The following is a 20,265-nucleotide window of genomic DNA, read 5'->3' on the forward strand; positions in this document are numbered from 1 at the left end:
ATGCGCCGCCTGTTCGGCGACCCGGTGCGAAGGCCGCCCCGTCATCCAGCAGGACGACGGGGCGATAGTGGTCAGAACTCGAAGTGGACCGAACCGATCACGGTGCGCGGCGCGCCGAAGGTGTAGCGCGTGGTGCTCGCCGACGAGGTGCCCGTGCTCAGATTGCCGAAATAGCGTTCGTTGAACAGGTTCGAGACGTTCAGCTGGAAGAACGTCTTGTCGAGCCCGGCAAACGCCAGATCGAACCGCGCGTCGAGGTCGACCGTGGTGTAGCCCGCGGCGATCAGGTCGTTGACGTCGGTGACGTAACGCTGGCCGACATGCTTGACCTGTGCGCCGATCGACACCGGGTCGAACGATGCCTGGACGCGGCCGCCATATTGCCATTTGGGCGTCTCGACGACGAACTTGCCCGCGGTCGCCGCGGTGATTGCGCCAGTGGTCGGGTCGACCGCATCGTCCTGAAGCTTCGCATCAATGTACGAGGCGAACCCATAGAGCGAGATGTTGCGGATCGGGGTAATGCCGAGGCTCGCATCAACGCCCTTGCTCTTGACCGTGCCGACGTTGCGATCGGTGGTCAGCGTGCCACCGCCCTCGAGCGTGGTCAGCGTCGAGATGATGCGGTTGTCGTAATGGATGTACCAGCCCGCCAGCTGCGCCTGGATCAGCCGCGACGAATAGCGCAGCCCGAGATCGAACGAGTCGGTCTTTTCGGGCTTCACCTCCGCGACGGGCGAGATCTTGACGTCGTCGAACGCGTACAGATTGTCGGTGCGCGGTGCCGAGAAGCCCTTGGCATAGCTGGCGAAGATGCTAGCATTCGGGGTGAAGGCATAGGTCATGCCGACGTTCGGCAGCACCGCGTTGTACGACTTGATGCGGTTCTTGTAGGGCGCGCCGTACGTGGCCGTGGTCGCATTGGCGGCAACCTGCTCGGCGGTTTGCGACGTGCAATAGCCGTCGCTCGAATTGCCCGGGATCGTGTAGCAATAATTGGTGAGGTTGCGGCGGAAGAACGGTGCGCGCAGGCCCAGCGTCAGCTTCAGCGAATCGCCGAAATACGACCCGCGATACTCGCCCGAAACCTGGTGGAGGATCGCGTAGGACAGGCGGTTGCGCTTGTTGACGACGTTGCCGGCGGCATCGAGGATCGCCGAACTGCCTTCGCCGTCGAGCGCGCTGAACACATCGTACGGATTGCCGTTTGCATCGAGCAGGCTGGCCTCGCCGGTCTGTCGGTGGCGGGCGCGGTCCCATGTATAGGCGAAGCGGACCGCGTTGTCGGCGTCGATGTCATAGCGCAGCCCGGCGATCGCGGTGAAGCGCTGCGTGCGAGTGTTCGACGGAAAATACGCACGGACATAGTCGAGCGTGTCGCCATCGCCGTTGATGTCGACGCCCGCCGCGGTCCCTGCACCCAATCGCTGGAGCTGATAGGTGTAGACGCTGGTCGCCGCCGCCGTGCCCGCGGCATTGGTCGCGTTCGCATTGCTCTCGGCAAACACCGCCGACCCGCCGCCATTGGCGCGCGTGAAGCTGTACGCACCGTCGAACGTGAAGACGAGCTTGTCGGTCAGCGTATAGCGCGAGTTGACCCGGAAATTGCCGGTATTCGATGGGTTGATCGCCGTCGACGCAGCATTCCCGCACGACGACCGGTCGTTCTGGCTGGTGCCGTTGACGCCGCTCGCCGCGGGCAGCGAACAGCTGGCGTCGTAGAGATACGCATTGGTCTTGTCGTCGAACACCGTGTCGTACTGCGCATTGTTCAGGTCGAGCGTGTACGGCGTCGCGGCGCTGACCCCGGTCGTCGGCACGACCGTCGTGCCAAGCGTGGTGCGGATGTTGGCCAGCGTCGGGTTGCTGTACGAGCTGTTGCGGTTCTGGTTGTAGTTTGCGCCGAACGCGATGAAGTCGCCCTTGCTGCCGATCGGCTGGTACAGCTTGGCATTATATTGCTGCCGGTTGATCTCGCCCGAGCCGCGGAACTGGTCGTAGCGTTGCTCGCTGGCGGACACCCAGGCCTTGGTCCCGAACGAGGTGAACACGCCGGTATCGATCTTGGCGAAGACGCGGTTCATGTCGTTGGTGCCGTGCGAGTAGGCGACGGTCGCACCCAGCTTGTCCTTCGGCATCACCGACCGGTAATTGACCGTGCCGCCCGACGCGCTGGCGGTCGGTGAATCGACGTCGGTCGCGCCGAAATTGACGTTGACCTGCTCGATCAGCTCGGGATCGAGCTGCTGGTTCGAATAGATCGCGTAATTGCCCGAATCGTTGAGCGGAATACCGTCGAACGTCAGCGAGATGCGGTTGCCGTCGAACCCGCGGATCCGCAGCTGGCCACCCGAGCCGCCATAGGGATCGCTGTTGGTGAAGTTGACGCCGGGCACCAGGTTGATCGTGTCGAGGATCGTCTGGCCGGGCGTGCGACGCTCGATCAGTTCCTGAGTCAGGACCGCCTTCGCCTTTGGTGTATCGGGCGTCTGGATGCCGTTGACGTCCGGCTTGGCCCGCGATCCGCTGACGACGATGTCCGATTCCGCATCCACCGTGCCGGTCGACTGCGCCTGCGCCATCGCCGGCAGGACCAGCGTCGCGAGTGCCGCGTTGCAGAATAAAGTCTTACGCATCTAAACCCCTTTAAAGATCGATCGAGCTGCGATGCGATGATTGCGGTCGCAGTGCGATCGATCCGATATGGAGCGAAGATGACAGTATAGGGTCTATTGGCGGGCGCCGATGTTTTCGCGGCGTGCTGTTGTAGCGATATCCCGGTATATGTCCGAACGTGTCACATATCTTGCAGTGGTGCTTTGATGTCGTCGGACTTTGCTACGGATGTATCATGCAACGACCGTCGCGTGCGGGGTCGTCAGCAGATGCAGCAGTCCGGGAGCGGGGCGGGCGATCGCGTGAACGCCGAGGGCCTCGAGCGCCGGAACCGAAGCGCGGTCGGCGTCCTTGAGGCGAATGCGCAGGCGCGTGCCGTGCTGCGTCGCCGCCTCGACATTGTCCGCACCTCCGAGCGCTGCGAGCGTCGCCGGGGTCAAGCGGATGTCGGCGACCTTGGCGGCGGGGGCGATCGCTGCCGGTGCCGTACCACCTGCTGCGATGGCATCGCGGATCTCGACCGCGACCGAATCGGCGATCGGGCCGAGCACGATCTGGAGTGCATTGGCCGATGGACGGATCAGGCCACGGGCGCCGAGGGCCTTGAGACGGGCTTCATCGACCGCGCTTTGGTCCGCGACGATCAGGCGCAGGCGGGTCGTGCACGCGCCGACGCTGGTGAGGTTGGCCGCGCCGCCTAGGGCTTCGGCGAAGGCGGCGCCGCGTTTGCTCTTGGCGACGGTTGCCGCGGCGACGGGTGCATCGCGCTCGCGGCCGGGGGTGGGCAAGTCGAGGCGTTTGATGACGGTGCGGAACAGCACGTAGTAGATCGCGGCATAGGCGAGGCCGACCGGCAGCAGCAGCAGCGGCTTGGTCGCCTTGCCGTAGTTCAGCACGTAATCGAACAGCCCGGCGGAGAAGCCGAAGCCCAATTTGACGCCGAGCGCATCCATCAGCGCCATCGACACGCCGGTCAGCACCGCGTGGATCGCGTAGAGCACGGGCGCGAGGAACATGAAGCTGAACTCGATCGGCTCGGTCACGCCGGTCAGTGCGGACGTGAGCGCGAGGCTGAGCAGCATGCCGCCGACCGCTTTGCGGCGCTCGGGCAGCGCCGAATGATACATTGCGAGGCACGCGGCGGGCAGGCCGAACATCATTACCGGGAAGAACCCGGCCATGAACGCGCCCGCGGTCGGATCGCCCGCGAAGAAGCGGCGGAGATCGCCCGTGGTGCCCTGGTAATCGCCGGCGACGAACCAGACGATGTTGTTGAGCAGATGGTGCAGCCCGGTGACGAGCAACAGGCGATTGAGCAGCCCGAACGCGAACAGGCCGAACCCGCCCGCGCCGCTGATCCCGTAGCTGAGGCCGTCGATGCCGGTGCTGAGCGCGCCGAAGCCAAGGCCGACGACGATGCCGAGCACTAGCCCTGCGACGCCGCTGACGATCGGTACGAACCGGCGCCCGCCGAAGAAGGCGAGATATTCAGGGAGCGCGATTGCGGAGAAGCGATTGTAGAAACTGCCGCCGATCAGGCCGGAGAGGATGCCGATCGGAACGTCCAAACGCGCGATCGCTTTGGCCTTCCACGCCGCGGTGGCGAGTACGATCGTGTCGCCGGTCAGGCCTTTCAACGCGTCGGCGGGGACGGTCATCAGCGCCTGTGCGCCCTGCGTCGTGACGAGGTAGCAGACCACGCCCGCGAGACACGCGGCGCCGTTGCCGTCGCGCGCGAAACCGGTGGCAACGCCGATCGCGAACAGCAGGCCGAGGTGCGAGAAGATCGCGTCACCGGCGGCGCTGAGCACCGCGATGTCGAGCAGGTCGGGCTGGCCAAGACGGAGCAAAAGCCCGGCGACGGGCAGCACCGCGATCGGCAGCATGAGCGCGCGGCCGAGCGGCTGGAGGGCTTCGAGCAGCGACTTCATGGGCGGAAACTCCGGGCGAGCGTTCGCACGTCCGCGGCTGAGATGCAGTTCATCGCCGCCGCGGCATGCGCGCGGCAGGCGTCGATCGTGAGCGTCGCGACCAGTGCCTTGATCTCGGGGACGAGCGCGGGCGCGGACGACAATTCGGTGACGCCGAGGCCGATCAGGATCGGTACCGCGAGCGGATCGGACGCGAGGCCGCCGCATACGCCGGTCCATTTGCCGTGGACCGCGCCGCCTTCGCAGGTGCGTGCGATCAGGCGCAGCACCGCGGGGTGGAGTCCGTCGAGGTCGCTCGCGACCGCCGGATTGCCGCGGTCCATCGCGAGCGCGTATTGCGTCAGATCGTTGGTGCCGATCGAGAGGAAGTCGGCTTCGCTGGCAAGCAGGTCGGCGGTGACTGCGGCGGCGGGCGTCTCGATCATGATGCCGAGCGCGACGTGTTCGGTGTGGCCGGTCGCGGCGGCTGCGGCGTCGAGTGCTTTGCGAACTGCGCGGAGTTCGGCGAGACTCGCGATCATCGGCACCATGATCCGGCACTGGCCCGCCGGGCGGACCGCGAGGATCGCGCGCAACTGGGCGTCGAGCATTTCGGGGTGGGCGAGGCCGACGCGGATGCCGCGCAGGCCGAGTGCGGGGTTCTCTTCCGCGGCGATCGGGAGGTAGGGCGCGGGCTTGTCGCCGCCGATGTCGAGCAGGCGGACGATCAGCGGGCGACCGTCGAGCGTGTCGGCGATGCGCTGGTAATCGGCGGTCTGTTCCTCGACGCTGGGCGCGCTGTCGCGTTCGAGGAACAGGAATTCGGTGCGGAGCAGGCCGCAGCCTTCGGCGCCGTTGCGGACCGCGGCTTCGGCATCGTCGGCCGAGCCGAGATTGGCGAAGGCTTCGATGCGGACGCCGTCCTGCGTGCGGCATTCGCGCGCGGCGTTGGCGAGCGCGGCGCGGCGGCGTTCGGTCTGCGCGTCGAACGCGGTTTGCGCGGTTGCCTGCGTCTCGGCATCGGGGGCGACGTGGAGCAGCGCTGCGCCGGCGTCGAGGATCAGCGGCGTGTTAGCCGTGATCTCGGCGAGGGCTGGGCCCACGGCGACGAGGGCTGGGAGCCCCATCGTCGCGGCGAGAATCGCGACGTGCGAGGTGGGCCCGCCGCGCTCGACGCAGAAGCCGACGATCGACGCGGTGTCGAGGCCGAGCAGATGCGAGGGGAGCAGGTCGTCGGCCAGCAGGATCGTGCCGAGCGGGAAGCTCAGGCGTTCGTCGAGGTCTTCGCCGGCGAGCGCGCGGAGCACCTGCCGTTCGAGGTCGAGCATGTCGTCGGCGCGCTCGGCGAGGCGGGCGTCGCCGGTGGCTTTTAGTGCGTCGGCCTGCGCGCGGATCGCGGTGCGCCACGCGTAGGCTGCGCTGTCGCCTTGGGTGATCGCGGCGTGGGCGGCGTCGGTCAAGGTTGGGTCGTCGAGCAGGGCGGTATGCGCGGAAAGGATTGCATGCTCGGCGCCCGTGGCGGTTGCGGACTTGCTGGCTAGGCGCGTGGTGACGGTGGCGAGCGCTGCGTCCAGCGCGGTGCGTTCTGTGGTTGCGTCAGCACCTTCGCGGGTCACGGTGATCTCGGCGAGGCGGAAGAGTCCAGCCTGGCCGATCGCGATGCCGGGGGAGGCGGTGACGCCGGGGAGGCGGCCGTCGGCTGGGAGGGTCAGAACCTTCCCCGCAGCGACCTTCTGTTCCCCCGCGGAGGCGGGGGCCAGTAGCCAAGGGCGCCATCGTTTGTGATTCCTGGGCCCCCGCCTTCGCGGGGGAACACGGGGGCGGCGGGGGCCGCAACGGATCCGGCCTTTTCGCCCATGCCGCCGAGGATCAGGTCGCCGATCGCGGCGAGCGCTTCCGCGGCATCAGGACCGGTGGCGGCGAGCGTGATTTCGTCGCCGAGCTTTACGCCAAGCGCCATCAGCGCGACCGGGCTGCGGACGTTACCGTCGCGCTCTTCCTTTGTAATTTTGACTTCGGACACGAACTTCCGCGCGGTTTCGCCGATCCGGGCGGCGGGGCGTGCGTGAATGCCGTGGACCAGCGGCACGACGATCGTGCGGCGGACGGTGTCGCCTTCGACCACGGCCACGTCGGCGGCATCGACGCGGGGTTCGAGCGTCATCATCGCCTCGCCGACACCGACCAGCTTGTCCGTCTCGCGGCGGACGATCGTGAAGCGTTCGGGGTTGGTGACGATCACCGGCGTGATGACCGCCCGCGCTTCGCAGACCAGCAGGTCGAGGTCGAAGCGGATCAGCGGGTCGCCGCGCTGGACGGTCGCGCCCTCCCTCACGCAAGGGCTGAACCCGCGCCCACCAAGCGCCACCGTGTCGAGCCCGATATGCATCAGGATCTCGGCGCCCTCGGGCGTGCGCAGCGTGATCGCGTGGCCGCTCGCATGGACGCTCAGCACGACCGCGTCGCACGGCGCGTGCAGGCAGTCGCCGGTCGGGTCAACGGCGATCCCGTCGCCCATCATCCGTTCGGCGAAGACCGGGTCGGGAACCGCCTCGAGAGGCGATGCCCAGCCCTGAAGGGGCGACGTCAGGATGATAGGCTTCATGGCTTTACGTCCTGCCTGCGACCAGTTGGCCGCCGATCCATGTGCCCGCGGGCATCAGGTCGGCGGTGAGCGCGACCCAGTCGGCGCGCAGCCCTGGGGCAAGGGCGCCGCGTTCGTGCGCGAGGCCGAGGAAGGCGGCGGGGTTGGTCGCCGCCATCGCCGCTGCGGTGGCGACATCGGTATGAGTCCGCGCGACGAAATTGCGGACCGCGCCGGCCATGTCGAGATCGGAGCCGGCGAGCGTCCCGTCCTCGCCGAAGCACTTGCCATCCTCGACATGGATCAGGCGCCCTTGCAGGCGGAAATCCTTGTCGACCGCGCCGACCGACGGCATCGCGTCGCTGACCAGTATCAACCGGTCGTTGGGCCGGGCGTTGAGCGCGAGCCGGAGCGCCGCGTCGTGGACGTGGAGACCGTCGGCGATCAGCCCGCAATAGACGTGGCGATCGTCGAGCGCGGCGCCGACCACGCCCGGCGCGCGGTGGAGCAGCGGCGACATCGCGTTGAACAGATGCGTGATCCCGCTGAGACCCGCGCCGACCGCATGGATGATCGTCTCATAGTCCGCATCGGTATGGCCTGCGCTGACGATCACGCCGCCGGCGACCAGCCGCGCGATCGACGCCGCGTCGGTCAGCTCGGGTGCAAGCGTCACCATCACGCGACCCTTGCGCGGACGAATCAGCAGCGCAATCATCGCGTCGTCGAGCAGTCGGAATTTGGCGGGGTCGTGGATGCCCTTGCGCGACGGGTTGATCCACGGGCCCTCGATGTGCGCACCGACCACGCCGGGAACGCCAGCCAAAATCGCGGCGTCCATCGCGTCGAGCGTCGCCGCGATCACGTCGGGCGTGTCGCTGATCAGCGTCGGCATGAACGCGGTCGTGCCGTACGGCGCATGCGCGGCGCCGATCGCGGCGATGCCTTCGACGGTCGGCTGGTCGTTGAGCAGCACGCCGCCGCCGCCATTCACCTGCGTGTCGACGAAGCCGGGGACGAGCCAGCCACCGTCCAGGTCGATCGCCTCGGACGCGACCCGCTCGAGCGGGGTAATCAAGGCGATCCGGTCGCCGACGACCCGGATCGTCGCGCCGTTCAATAGTCCGTCGCGGGTAACGACGGTGCCGTTGACGACGTGGAACCGGGACTCGTTCATGTCATGCGCACTCATACCGTTCCCGCTCATACCGTCTTCGTCACCTTGCTGAGATGCAGAGGCGCATCGGGATTGAGGCCGCGACGCAGCGACAGGGCATTGGCCATGCGGTAGAAGCTCTGGATCATGAGGATCGGTTCGATCGCCGGATGCGCGGTGTAGGCGGCGGGGGCGGTGTCGCCGTTCGCCTTGGCATCGGCGAGGCAGACGACTGCGCCGCGTGCGCGGAACTCGGCGGCGGCCTCGCGCACGCCGTCGCCGGCGGTGTCGGAGGTGGCGAACGCGATCACCGGGAAGCCGTCATTGACGATCGCCATCGGCCCGTGGCGGACTTCGGCGGCGCTGAACGCCTCGGCATGAAGCGCGCAGGTTTCCTTGAGCTTCAGCGCCGCTTCCTGCGCGATGCCGTAGCCATAGCCGCGACCGATCACGAACAGATTGTTGGCGTCGGCCAGCGCATCGACCACCGACGTCCAGTTCGCACCGAATGCGAGCGTCAGCATGTCGGGGAGCGTGTCGATCGCCTTGGTCAGCGCGTCGTTCTGCGACCATGCCGCGGTCAGGGCTGCGAACGCCGCGAGCGCGCAGATATAGGATTTGGTCGCCGCGACCGAGCGCTCCGGCCCGGCCTTCAGCGCGATCATCGTGTCGGCCATCTCGGCGAGCGGCGAGCCCTCGTCGTTGACGAACGCGACGACATGCGCGCCGGCCTTCTGATAGGCGGATACGGTGGCGAGCAGATCGGGGCTGCGGCCGCTCTGCGATACTGCGATGACCAGCGCGGTCCCGGGCGCCATCGGCGCGGCATAGACCGACGACACCGACGGCGCGGCCGAGGCGACGGGCACGCCGAGCAGCGTCTCGATCAGGTATTTGCCGTAAGTCGCAGCATGATCCGACGAGCCGCGCGCACGTTACGACCACCGCAGGCGGCGCGGTGCGGAGGCGCTCACCGAGTGCGGCCAACGCCTCACGGTTGGCGGCGAGCAGCCGCGCGACCGCGTCGGCGGCCTCGGCGGCCTCGCTGTACATCAGCGTCTGCGGCGACGCGGTGGTCGCGGTGATAGTCTCGGTCACGGTATGCCCCCCGGCCGGCGCCCGTGCGCCGACGTCAGATGTCGTTGAGTTCGGCGACGAGGTCGTAGGCGTCGCCACGGTAATAGGATTGGGTGAATTCGGCGGCCCGGCCATCGCGCAGGAAACCCCGGCGTTCGATGAACAGGCCGGCATGGCCTGCATCGACGCCGAGCATCTTGGCATGCTCCGGGCTGAAATGGACCGCGCGCAGGCGTTGCAGCGCGCGAACCGGACGGTTGCCCGCGGTTTCGAGCGCCTCGTACAACGAGTCCTGGACGGCATCGATCGTCGGCAGGCAGTAGCCGGCGATCGTCGAATATTCGAGCGCCATCGGCGTGTCGTCGGCGTAGCGGATGCGCTGGAACCGGTACACCGCCGAGCCGGGCGACAGTCCGAGCGACAGCGATTCCTCCGGCGTCACCATGCCGATCGTCCGGCTGACCCACGCGCTGCTCGGCGTACGGCCGCGCGACTGCATATCCTCCGAGAAGGACGACAGCTTCGAGAAGCTCTTCTCGACGCGGGTGGCGACGAACGTCCCCGCGCCGCGGCGGCGGGTGAGCAGGCCTTCCTCGACCAGCCCGCCGATCGCTTTGCGGACGGTGATGCGCGACACGTCGTATTCTATCGCAAGATCGCGTTCGGCCGGCAGCGCGTCGTCCTTGGCCAGCACGTTGCGGTTGATCGCATCGCGGATCAGTTGCTGGAGCTGAACGTACAACGGCGCGGGATTGCCATCCCGGAACCTGCCAATGCTTGTCGAAAAGGACATGGACGCGACTTTCAATGGTGTCGGCACGAGCATTGCGAAGCGCGGACCGACAGCAGGGGAATGGAATACGTTATATATTGGTATTGTTCAAGCGGGTTGCGGATCGAAGGAATCGAGTACCATCTTCAGGTCGCGGACACGGTGTGCATCGGTGACCCTTCGATGGGGGCGGAGAACCCGAATTGGCGTTCGCGGGTATCGTCATCCGTTTCGGTCGGCGAGAGCGTGGCGCCGCACGACGCATGAATCTCGCGCAGGCCGACATCGAGGAAGCAGGTCGCATTGCCCGCATCGATGCCGCTGCCGGGCAGAATGACGATCCGTCCGGCGGCGGCGCGGTGGAGCGCCTCCAGCATCCGCACGCCGTCGATCGCCCTGGGCGCGCCGCCCGAGGTCAGGATCCGATCGAAGCCGAGCGCGATCGCGGTCTCGAGCGCTGCGGGAAGGTCCGGGCAAAGGTCGAATGCGCGGTGCAGCGTCAGCGAGAGCGACGACCCGCGCGCCGCACCGCAGGTTCGCGCATGGCCGACGAGGTGCGTCAGAAGGGAGATATCGAGACTATGATCCGCCGCGCTGGCGCCGATCACGACCCCCGCCAGCCCCGCGTCAGCCGCCGCGGCGATGTCCGCGGCGATCAGTGCCGCCTCGCGTGCGCTGTACCGAAAGCCCCTTCACGCGGGCGCACGAGCATATGGACAGGAATAGGCAGGTCGCGTGCCGCGGCGATCAGCGAAGGCGTAGGGGTCAATCCGCCAAGCGCCAGCGCGGCGCAGAGCTCGAGGCGATCGGCGCCCCCGAAACCGCGGAATCGACGCCGGTGATGTCGTCGACGCAGATTTCGAGGGTCATTCGTCGGCTTTCGATTGGTCGTAATTTTATTACGTCTGGCCGATCGAGTCGGTGCGTTCAACGACAAAGTGGCAATCACAAAGCAAGAAAAGGTATTGCGGTCATGACCGATCCTGGACGGCTGCCAATCCATCGCGAACAGGTTCGTCACATATAAATCGCTATTAAACAGCGACTTAACCGATCGTCGCAAAAGTTCCGCCGCATGGTAACCAAACTGTAATTACCGATGGATTTCGTAATCAAATTGGTTATACGATATCCGTACCAGACCGCACATATAGCGACCAAAATAGTACCAGCGGTAAGGGTGGATGTGACGCGGAGTTTCCGGGTCGGGATGACGCCGCGGCGTCGATTGGGAAGGGGCTTTGACGATGGTTTTCCGTAAGCAGGTTTTGTTGGCGTCGAGCGCGATCACGTTCGGTCTTGCAGGCTCCCTCTTCGCCCCGTCGGCGATGGCGCAGGTCGCGACCACCTCCACGACAACGACGCCCCCGACAACCACCCCTGCGGGTTCGGATACGCAGAACGGTGCACCCGCCACCGTCGATGCCGACCAGGACATCGTCGTCACCGGTATCCGTGGGAGTTTGCGGAGCGCGATTGCGGTTAAGCGTAACGCCAACGCGGTCGTCGACGTGATCTCGGCCGAGGATATCGGCAAGTTCCCCGATCGCAACGTCGCTGAGTCGCTGTCGCACATCCCCGGCGTCAGCATCGATCGTCGCTTCGGCGAGGGCGAGAAGGTCGCGATCCTCGGCACCGATCCCGCGCTCAACCGCATGCTGCTCGACGGCCACGCGCTCGCGTCGGCCGACTGGGGTGGCAATGACAACGACCCGTCGAGCCGCACCTTCAACTATTCGCTGCTCGCGCCCGAACTGGTCGACCGTCTCGAGGTCTACAAGTCGCCCGAGCCGCGCATCGAGGAAGGCAGCCTCGGCGGTACGGTCATCGTCCGCACGCGTCGTCCGCTCGACCTGAAGGCCAATGCGATCTTCGCGTCCGGCGGCTATTCGTACAACGACCGCTCGGACAAGGGCAACGTCCGCGGCTCGGGTCTGTACAGCTGGAAGAACAAGGACGAGACGTTCGGCGTCCTCGTCGCCGCGACCTATGACAAGCAGAGCCTGACGCGCTCGGGTGTCGAGTTCTTTGGCTATGACAACGTCGCGGCGAATGCGGACGGCACGCGCAACAGCCCGTTCGTCAACCGTGCACAGGACGGTACGCTGAGCCTGAAGAGCCCGGGCGCGACCATCACCGGCGGCACGATCGCCGATCTCTACAATGCGGCCTCGCCGTTCGGGATCAACTACGCGTATTTCCAGCAGACGCGTGAGCGCAAGAGCGTGTCGGGAACGGTCCAGTATCGTCCCTCGTCCGATCTGACGTTCACGCTCAACGGCCTGCACATCGACGGCAACTACAACAACTACAGCCAGTCGATGTACACGATCCCCGGCGCCTGGACCGGCGACGTGCTGCAGTCGGCGACGATCAGCAACGGCGTCGTCACCGGCGCATCGTTCGGTGCCGCGAACAGCCAGTCCGCACAGCTCGACACGCTGGTACGCAAGACCAAGCTGAAGACCGACAACCTCAATTTCTTCACCGATTGGGAAGGCGATGGCGGCGCCAAGGTCTCGTTCGCGGGCGGCTGGAGCAAGGCGACCGGCGGGCGTAACCCGGAATATCTGTTCAACGTCCAGACCAAGCTGCCGTACAGCTATGCGTTCACCGACACGACCGCGACGGTGAATTTCGTCGGCGACCAGACCAACCCGGCGAACTATTTCACCAACCCCAACAACAACCCCGCGCAGATCGAAGGCCGTCCGGTCGTCGTCAACGGCGCACAGCTGAACGCCGCGCAGATCGGTGGGCTCGACTACAGCGTCACCACCGACCGCGACATCTTCGGCGGCTATGACGCGACGATCCCGGTCTCGTTCGGGCCGTTCACCGAAATCCTGCTCGGCAGCCGCGTGACCGACCATGTCAATAAGATCGATGCGCGCGGCATCAATACGTACCTGACCAGCTCGCAGACGATCGCGCAGCTCGGCGTGCCGGTGCTGATTACGCCGAGCGGCACGTTCGACGGCAGCGGCGGCATGGGCAACGCGACCAGCTATCTGAACCTGCCCGAGCAGTCGGTGATCGACATCCTCGCCGGTGCGATCAACAGCCCGCTGGTGAACAAGGTCGGCGCCTCGACCAAGGTCAAGGAGACGGTCATCGCCTCCTATGCGCAGGCCAATTTCGACCAGGGCGGGTTCCGCGGCAACATCGGTGGTCGTCTGGTCTATACCCGCGACATCTCGAACTTCGCGACGACGCCGAGCGGGGTGGTGAACCCACAGCCGGTGCCGACGCGGACCTCGACCGACTATATGAAGTTCCTGCCGAGCCTCAACATCGCCTATTCGGTCAACCCGCAGGTGATCATCCGCGGTGCGGTGGCGCGCGTGATCTCGCGGCCGCGCTATCAGGATCTGGCCGCGGCGACGTCGCTCAACGACACCACGCTGGATGGCGGCGGCGGCAACCCGAACCTCAAGCCGTATGAATCGACCAACTACGAACTGACCGCGGAATGGTATCCGCGTTCGGGCACGCTGCTGGCGGTCGAGCTGTTCCGTCGCGACATCGAGAACTACATCATCAGCTCGCGCCAGAACGTCGATTACTTCAACGCGCTGCAGAACCGGATCACGACGTACAACGTCAGCCAGCCGATCAACGGCGCCAAGGCGAAGGTCAACGGCGCACTGGTCTCGGGCCAGGCGGAGATCTGGGGTGGCTTCGGGCTGCAGGCGAACTATTCGTACCAGGACAGCAGCACCTCCTCGATCGACGTGACCGGCGCCGAGCTCAATCTGCCGTATCTGTCGAAGCACACGGTCAACATCATCCCGTATTTCGAGAGTGGGCCGTTCCAGGCGCGGCTGAGCTACAACTACCGCACCGCGTATTTCCGGACGATCGGTCGTCTGGGATCGCGCGAGATGGTGGCGCCGTACAACCAGCTCGATTTCTCGGCCGGGTTCAACATCACGCCGGCGATCACGCTGTCGGTCAACGCGCAGAACCTGCTCGACGCGACCTATCTCCAGTATAACACGACGCGCGATCGCCCGACCGCGTTCTACAAGAATGGTCGTACCTTCGCGGCATCGGTATCGTTCCGGATGTGACGTCTCGGCGCGCCGAAAACGGCGCGCCACCCCCTCGACGGAAGTACGACGGCACGCATGATATCGGGATGTATCAGGGCAGGGTTGCGGCGGATCGGGCATTACGGTGTCGGGTTCGCCTCGGCCGTCCTGATGCTGGTGCCGCTATTGGAGCCGCTGCCCGCTGCGGCGGAACAGATCGGTCTCGATGCGGGGTGGAGCTTTTGGTTGGCGAAGGATGCGCCAGCTGATCCCGCGTGGCTGAAGGCTGATCCGGCGGGGGTGGAGAGCGTCGTTGTCCCGCATAGCTGGCCGCTGTCGCGCGGCGCTGGTGCGGAGGGTGTCGGCTGGTATGCGCGGACGCTGGTGGTGCCCGAGGCGATCGTCGGCAAGCATCTCGAACTCCACTTCGACGCGGTGTTCTATGCCGCGCGCGTCTGGGTGAACGGGACGCTCGTCGGCACCCATGAGGGCGGGCATACCGCGTTCGATATCGACGTCTCGAAGGTGCTGAAGCCCGGCGCGAATCGGATCGTCGTTGCCGCCGACGACCGGCCGGGGTTCGTGACGATCCCGGGGTATGCGATGCGGCTCCAGGCGTCGGGCAACGTCTGGTACGATTGGTGGCATAGCGGCGGGATCACGCGCGACGTGTCGCTGCGGATCGCCGAGCGCGGGCTGATCCGCCGCCAGCGTATCCGGCAGGCTCTGAAAGCCGACAGCGCGATTGTCACGAGCGGCGTCGGAATCGAGAATGTCGATTCCAAACCACATGATTATTCTCTTACGACGATCGCGATCGATCCCGACGGCCGCGTGGTTGCACGGGCTTTCACAGGGGTGACGGTGGCCGCGTCGTCCGCCGCGACGCCCGACGCCGCGCTGACGATCGCCAAGCCGCAACTGTGGCAGATCGGTGCGGGCAAGCTCTACCGGATCGTCGCCGAATTGCGCGACGAGAAAGGCGTCGTGCTCGATCGGCGCGAGGACACGGTAGGTCTGCGCACGCTCGCGCTCCGTGACCGGAAACTCTACGTCAACGGTGTCGCGGTGCGGCTGACCGGGGTGACGCGGCACGAGGATTCGCCGTGGGAAGGTGCCGCTGAAACGCGCGGCACGATCCTGCACGACATGCGCGATCTGAACGCGCTGCACGTCACGCTGACGCGACCGGTGCATTATCCGCAGCCGCAGAGCGTGTTCGATGCCGCCGACCGCGCGGGGATGCTCCTGATCCCCGAAATTCCGATCTGGCAGATGACCGCGGCGCAACTGGGCGATCCGCGGCTGCTGGTACGTGCCAAGGCGATGATGGCCGAAATGATCGCCGAAAGCGGCAACCATCCGAGCGTGCTCGCGTGGAGCGTGATGAACGAGAGCGAGGCCGCGACGCCGCAGGGGCTTGCGTTCGTCAAGGCGATGAAGGCGCATATCAACGCGATCGATCCGGGCCGGTTCGTGACGTTCGCGGATTCGCAGATCGCGGAGCGTGCCGTACGCGTGCCCGCCCTGGTCGAGGCGGATTTCGTCATGGCCAACGCCTATTTCGGTACCTGGAGTGGCGCCGCGGACAAAGTAGGGCCGTGGCTCGACGCGTTCGACAAGGCGTATCCGGACCGGATGCTGGTGATCTCCGAATTCGGCTGGCCGGGGCCGTTCTCGCACGATTCTGCGAGCGCGGACGTCGCGCGCACCGAAAACCTCAAGGACCAACTCGCGGCGTTCGCGACGCGGCCCTGGGTCGGTGGCGCGATCTTCTGGAGCTATGCGGACTATCGCTCGAACAAGAACCTCTTCGCCGGCATGGCCGATGGCTATGTCGATCACGGTCTCGTCGATGCCGATCGCCAGCGCCGCCCGAGCTATTTCGCGTGGGAAGCCGCCAACCGCGACGTTTCCGCGAAGGTCGATCTGACGATGGCGGGCGAGACGCCGACCGGCTTCACTGCCACTGTGATGGGCGCCGCGAAGGCTGCGTTGCCCTCCTATCCGCTGGTCGGCGCGCGGCTGCACTGGCGGGCGATCGGCGGCGATCGCGTCGTGCTCGGCGAGGGCGAACAGGCGCTTCCGGTCATCGCACCCGGCGGCACCGCGACGGTGTCCGCGGCCTGGACCGGTCGTCTTACACCCGTCACCGTGACCGTCGATATCCTCACTGCGGAGGGTGCGCGCGCCGGCGGCGTCGTCCGCGAGTACGAACCGTTCAAGGCCGGCTCCGCCGTCTACCCACCCGATCCAGCGCAATTGCCGAAGGACCCTAAATGATCCGTTTCCGCCCTCTGGTGCTCGCGCTGCTGATGTCCTCGACCGCGGCGGTGGCCGAAGGGCCGAAGCTCATCCCGATGCCCGCGTCGAGCGAGACGCATGCCGGCACGCTGACGATCGGCGAGGGGGCAGGGATCGTCGCGAGCGACGCAGGCGCCAAGACCGCGGCCAAGCTGCTCGCGCAACAGGTCAGGGTCGTGCGCGGGCTCTCGCTCGCCAGCGACGCCGGCACGGGGCCGATCCGCTTCGTGCGCGACGCGAGCGTGGCGGGTGACGAGGCCTACACGCTGACCGTCGATGCGAAGGGCGTGACGATCGCGGCGAGCGGCGATGCGGGCCTCGTCCACGGCGCGATGACGCTGGCGCAGTTGCTCAGCCCCGATGCGGCGGTCGGCAAGCCGGTGACGCTGGCGGCGATGACGATCCGCGATGCGCCGCGTTTCAAGTGGCGCGGGCTGATGATCGATCCGGCGCGGCATTTCGTGTCGATGCCGACGTTGTACGCGATGGTCGATCAGCTCGCGGCGCAGAAGATGAACGTGCTGCATCTCCACCTTACCGACGATCAGGGCTGGCGCGTCGAGATCAAGCGCTATCCCGACCTGACCCGGATCGGCGCGTGGCGGACGCCACCGTCTGCGGGTGGCGCGCCGGGCGAGAAGGTCGGCGGGTTCTACACGCAGGCCGAGCTGAAGGCGCTGGTCGCGTATGCGCAGGAGCGCGCGATCACGATCATGCCGGAGATCGATCTGCCCGGTCATGCGCAGGCGGCGGTCGCGTCGTATCCGGCCGAAGTCGGCGTGCTCGGCGATCGGCCTGCGGTCGGTCACGACTGGGGCGTGAACCCCTGGCTGTTCAGCCCGGAGGATCGCAGCATGACCTTCATCAAGCACGTGCTCGACGAGCTGATGGAGGTGTTCCCGTCGCAGTTCATCCATCTCGGCGGCGACGAGGCGGTCAAGGACCAGTGGGAGCGGTCGCCCGCGGTGCAGGCGAAGATGAAGGCGCTCGGGCTGAAGACCGAGATGCAGATGCAGAGCTGGATGATCGACCAGCTCGGCGAGTATCTGGCGAAGCACGGCCGCCGGCTGATCGGCTGGGACGAGATCCTCGAGGGTGGCTTGCCGCCATCGGCCTCGGTGATGTCGTGGCGTGGCGAGAAGGGGCTGTCGATGCGGCGAACCAGGGGCATGACGTCGTGCTAAGCCCCGCGCCGATCCTGTATCTCGACAGCTTGCAGAGCAATCGCAGCGACGAGCCGCCGGGGCGCATCTCGAACGGCGATGCGATCGTGCCGCTCGCCCGGCTTTATGCATACGAGCCCGAGCCCGCGGGGCTGGCGCTCGACAAGGCGAAGCATGTGCTGGGCGCGCAGATTAACGCGTTCAGCGAATATCTGGTGACGCCCGAGCAGCTTCAGCACGCGACCTTCCCGCGGCTGTCGGCGCTCGCCGAGCGGACCTGGTCGCCGAAGTCCGCGCGTAATTTCGACGACTTCGTGGCGCGGCTCGAGCCGCAGATGGGCCGCTATGCCCGCGCTGGTATCGCCGCTGCGGACAGCGCGTTCGCGGTCGACTTTGCGATTCCCGGCACGCGCGGCGATGCGCTGCGCCGCGGCAAGGTGCCCGTGACGCTCGCGACGCAGACCGGCTACGGCACGATCCGCTACACGCTCGACGGCAAGGCGCCGACGGCGCGATCGAAGGCCTATGCCACGCCGTTGTCGCTCAAGCCCGGGACCACTGTCCGCGCGGCGGCCTTCACCAGCGACGGTCGTCCGACCGCGGAACCGCGTCTGTTCGAGACGAGCCGGGTCGCGCTGTTGCGCCGGTCGAGTTCGGAGCTGGTCGCATGCCCCGATGGCGCGATCGGCTTGCGCGTGCCGCTGACGTCGGAGGCGACGGGGAATACGCCGGTATTCAACGTCAACATCTTCGACACGTGCACGATGTATCCGGCCGCACCGCTGGATGTGGCGCGCAGCTTCACTGTCGATGTCGCGCGTTTGCCGCGACATTACGGGCTCGCGCATGACGAGAAGGCTTTGCGGCGGCATTATGCGGTAACGACGTACGGCGAGCTTGTGGTCCGCACCGGCGGGTGCACCGGCAAGATCGCGGCGACCTTCCCGCTGCCGAACCCCGCGACGAGTCCCAACCGCATGAGCTTCCGCGGCACATTGCCCGAGGGGAAGGGCGATGCGGACATCTGCCTGTTGTTCACGGCGTCGATGGAGTCGCCGTTCTACGCGGTCGAATCGATGCAGCTGTCGGAGAAGAAGTGATGCGGCGCACGGCTGTTCTGCTGCTCGCCGCGATCGCTGCGACGCCCGCCTGGGCGGGGCCACGCACGAGCGTCGTGCTCGACAAGGGCTGGTCGATGCGGATCGATCCGGCCGACACCGCGGCGGCCAAGGCGTATCCCAAGGCGGCTCGCTGGTTGCGCGCGACCGTGCCGGGCAGCGCGCAGACCGACCTGATGGCGGCGAAGATCGTGCCGGATCCCTACAAGGGCCTGAACGAGGCGAAGATCCAGTGGGTGGGTCTGACCGACTGGCAATATCACAGCGTCGTGCGTGCGACGCCCGAACTGCTCGCGCGCAATCATATCGACCTGATGTTCGACGGGCTCGACACCTTCGCCGAGGTGCGGCTGAACGGGACCCGGCTGCTCGCCGCGGACAATGCGCACCGGCGCTGGCGCGTGCCGGTCAAGGCGGTGCTGAAGCCGGGTGCGAACGACCTGCTGATCACGTTCCGCTCGCCGATCCGGACGTTGCAGCCGATGGTGCTGAAGGCGAAGAACCCGCTGCCCGGCGAATATGATTCGATCTACGGCGACGAGCCGATGGGCAAGCAGACCTCGCCCTATATCCGCAAGCCGAAGTATCAATATGGCTGGGACTGGGGTCCCCGCATCGTCACGCAGGGGATCTGGCGCCCGGCGCGGATCGAGGCGTGGGACGACGCGCGGATCGAAGCGTTTCGCGTGACGCAGGAAGGGCTGACCAAGTCCGAAGCGCGGTTGTCGGCCGAACTCGACGTGGTCGCTGGCGAGGAGCGCCCGGTTACCGTGCAGGTCGCGGTCACGGGGCCCGATGGTCGCGTGACGCAGGCAGCGCGGACCGTCACCGTCTCGGCGGGCGCAAGCCACGTCGCGGTACCCGTGAGCGTCGCCAATCCGCAACGCTGGTTCCCCGCGGGCTATGGCGCGCAACCGCTTTACACCGTGAAGGCGACGCTGACCGACGGAACCGCGACGATCGACACCGCGCAGCGCCGCACCGGCCTGCGCACCGTCGAACTGCGCCGCGACAAGGACGCCGCAGGGCGGGGATTCGCGTTTGTCGTCAACGGCATTCCGGTGTTCGCCAAGGGCGCGAACCTGATCCCGTTCGACATGTTTCCCGCGCGTGCCCGAGAGCCAGATCCGCACCGTGATGGCGGGCGCGCGCGACGCCAACATGAACATGATCCGCGTGTGGGGCGGTGGCTATTATCTCGACGACGCGTTCTACGACCTCGCCGACCAGATGGGCTTGATGGTGTGGCAGGACTTCATGTTCGGCGGCGCCGTCACGCCCCCGACCGCGACTTCCGCGAGACCGTCCGCATCGAGGCGGAGGAACAGGTCGACCGGCTCCAGGCGCATCCCTCGATCGTGCTGTGGTCGGGCAATAACGAGGTGCTCAGCGGCTGGGCGAACTGGTCCGATCGGATCGCGTTCAAGAAGACGGTCGGTGCGGACGAGCAGGAGCGGATCGGCGTCGGCATGGCGGTGATCTTCGACCGCGTGTTGCGCGATGCCGCCGAACGCCGCGATCCCGACGCGGT

At 66.6% G+C, this 20,265-nt stretch carries 10 protein-coding genes and 3 pseudogenes; 5 read left to right on the plus strand and 8 right to left on the minus strand.

The window, feature by feature from the left end:
• Nucleotides 1-71: 71 nt before the first annotated feature.
• The 8 genes and pseudogenes from QP181_RS16955 to QP181_RS16990 form a co-directional block, all read right to left on the minus strand.
• Nucleotides 72-2,636, minus strand: a complete 2,565-nt coding sequence (locus QP181_RS16955) for a TonB-dependent receptor (RefSeq protein WP_333929258.1) — start codon at nt 2,634-2,636, stop codon at nt 72-74.
• Nucleotides 2,637-2,849: 213 nt separating this feature from the next.
• On the minus strand, nt 2,850-4,547 hold the full coding sequence (gene nagE, locus QP181_RS16960; protein WP_333929259.1) for an N-acetylglucosamine-specific PTS transporter subunit IIBC: 1,698 nt from the start codon (nt 4,545-4,547) through the stop codon (nt 2,850-2,852).
• Nucleotides 4,544-6,286, minus strand: a complete 1,743-nt coding sequence (gene ptsP, locus QP181_RS16965; protein ID WP_333929668.1) for a phosphoenolpyruvate--protein phosphotransferase — start codon at nt 6,284-6,286, stop codon at nt 4,544-4,546. Before ptsP ends, nagE begins: the two co-directional genes overlap by 4 nt.
• Complete coding sequence (locus QP181_RS16970; protein ID WP_333929260.1) at nt 6,235-7,131, minus strand: glucose PTS transporter subunit IIA; 897 nt, start codon at nt 7,129-7,131, stop codon at nt 6,235-6,237. Before QP181_RS16970 ends, ptsP begins: the two co-directional genes overlap by 52 nt.
• A gap of 4 nt (nt 7,132-7,135) precedes the next feature.
• Nucleotides 7,136-8,287, minus strand: coding sequence for an N-acetylglucosamine-6-phosphate deacetylase (nagA, locus tag QP181_RS16975; protein ID WP_333929261.1), 1,152 nt, complete (start codon nt 8,285-8,287; stop codon nt 7,136-7,138).
• Nucleotides 8,288-8,313: 26 nt separating this feature from the next.
• A pseudogene (locus QP181_RS16980) lies at nt 8,314-9,319 on the minus strand (SIS domain-containing protein).
• A gap of 79 nt (nt 9,320-9,398) precedes the next feature.
• The gene (locus QP181_RS16985) at nt 9,399-10,136 is read right to left on the minus strand and encodes a GntR family transcriptional regulator (RefSeq protein WP_132737137.1); all 738 of its coding nucleotides are present in this window, start codon (nt 10,134-10,136) and stop codon (nt 9,399-9,401) included.
• A gap of 125 nt (nt 10,137-10,261) precedes the next feature.
• Nucleotides 10,262-10,884 (minus strand): annotated as a pseudogene (locus QP181_RS16990) (copper homeostasis protein CutC).
• Between the two features lie 478 nt (nt 10,885-11,362).
• Between QP181_RS16990 and QP181_RS17000 the strand changes: the two are divergent.
• From QP181_RS17000 to QP181_RS20145, 5 genes and pseudogenes are all read left to right on the plus strand, one after another.
• A complete protein-coding gene (locus QP181_RS17000; protein WP_333929262.1) occupies nt 11,363-14,188 on the plus strand; it encodes a TonB-dependent receptor in 2,826 nt (941 codons plus the stop codon).
• A 57-nt stretch (nt 14,189-14,245) separates the two neighbouring features.
• The gene (locus QP181_RS17005) at nt 14,246-16,432 is read left to right on the plus strand and encodes a glycoside hydrolase family 2 protein (RefSeq protein WP_333929263.1); all 2,187 of its coding nucleotides are present in this window, start codon (nt 14,246-14,248) and stop codon (nt 16,430-16,432) included.
• Nucleotides 16,429-17,637, plus strand: a complete 1,209-nt coding sequence (locus QP181_RS17010) for a beta-N-acetylhexosaminidase (protein ID WP_333929264.1) — start codon at nt 16,429-16,431, stop codon at nt 17,635-17,637. Before QP181_RS17005 ends, QP181_RS17010 begins: the two co-directional genes overlap by 4 nt.
• Nucleotides 17,580-18,716, plus strand: coding sequence for a family 20 glycosylhydrolase (locus QP181_RS17015; protein ID WP_333929265.1), 1,137 nt, complete (start codon nt 17,580-17,582; stop codon nt 18,714-18,716). The genes QP181_RS17010 and QP181_RS17015 overlap by 58 nt, the downstream gene beginning before the upstream one ends.
• 194 nt (nt 18,717-18,910) lie before the next feature.
• Nucleotides 18,911-19,666: pseudogene (locus QP181_RS20145) on the plus strand (glycosyl hydrolase 2 galactose-binding domain-containing protein); the annotation flags it as partial.
• Nucleotides 19,667-20,265: the final 599 nt, after the last annotated feature.

Origin of the sequence: Sphingomonas sp. LR55 (assembly GCF_036856015.1) — a bacterium.
Lineage (GTDB): Bacteria > Pseudomonadota > Alphaproteobacteria > Sphingomonadales > Sphingomonadaceae > Sphingomonas.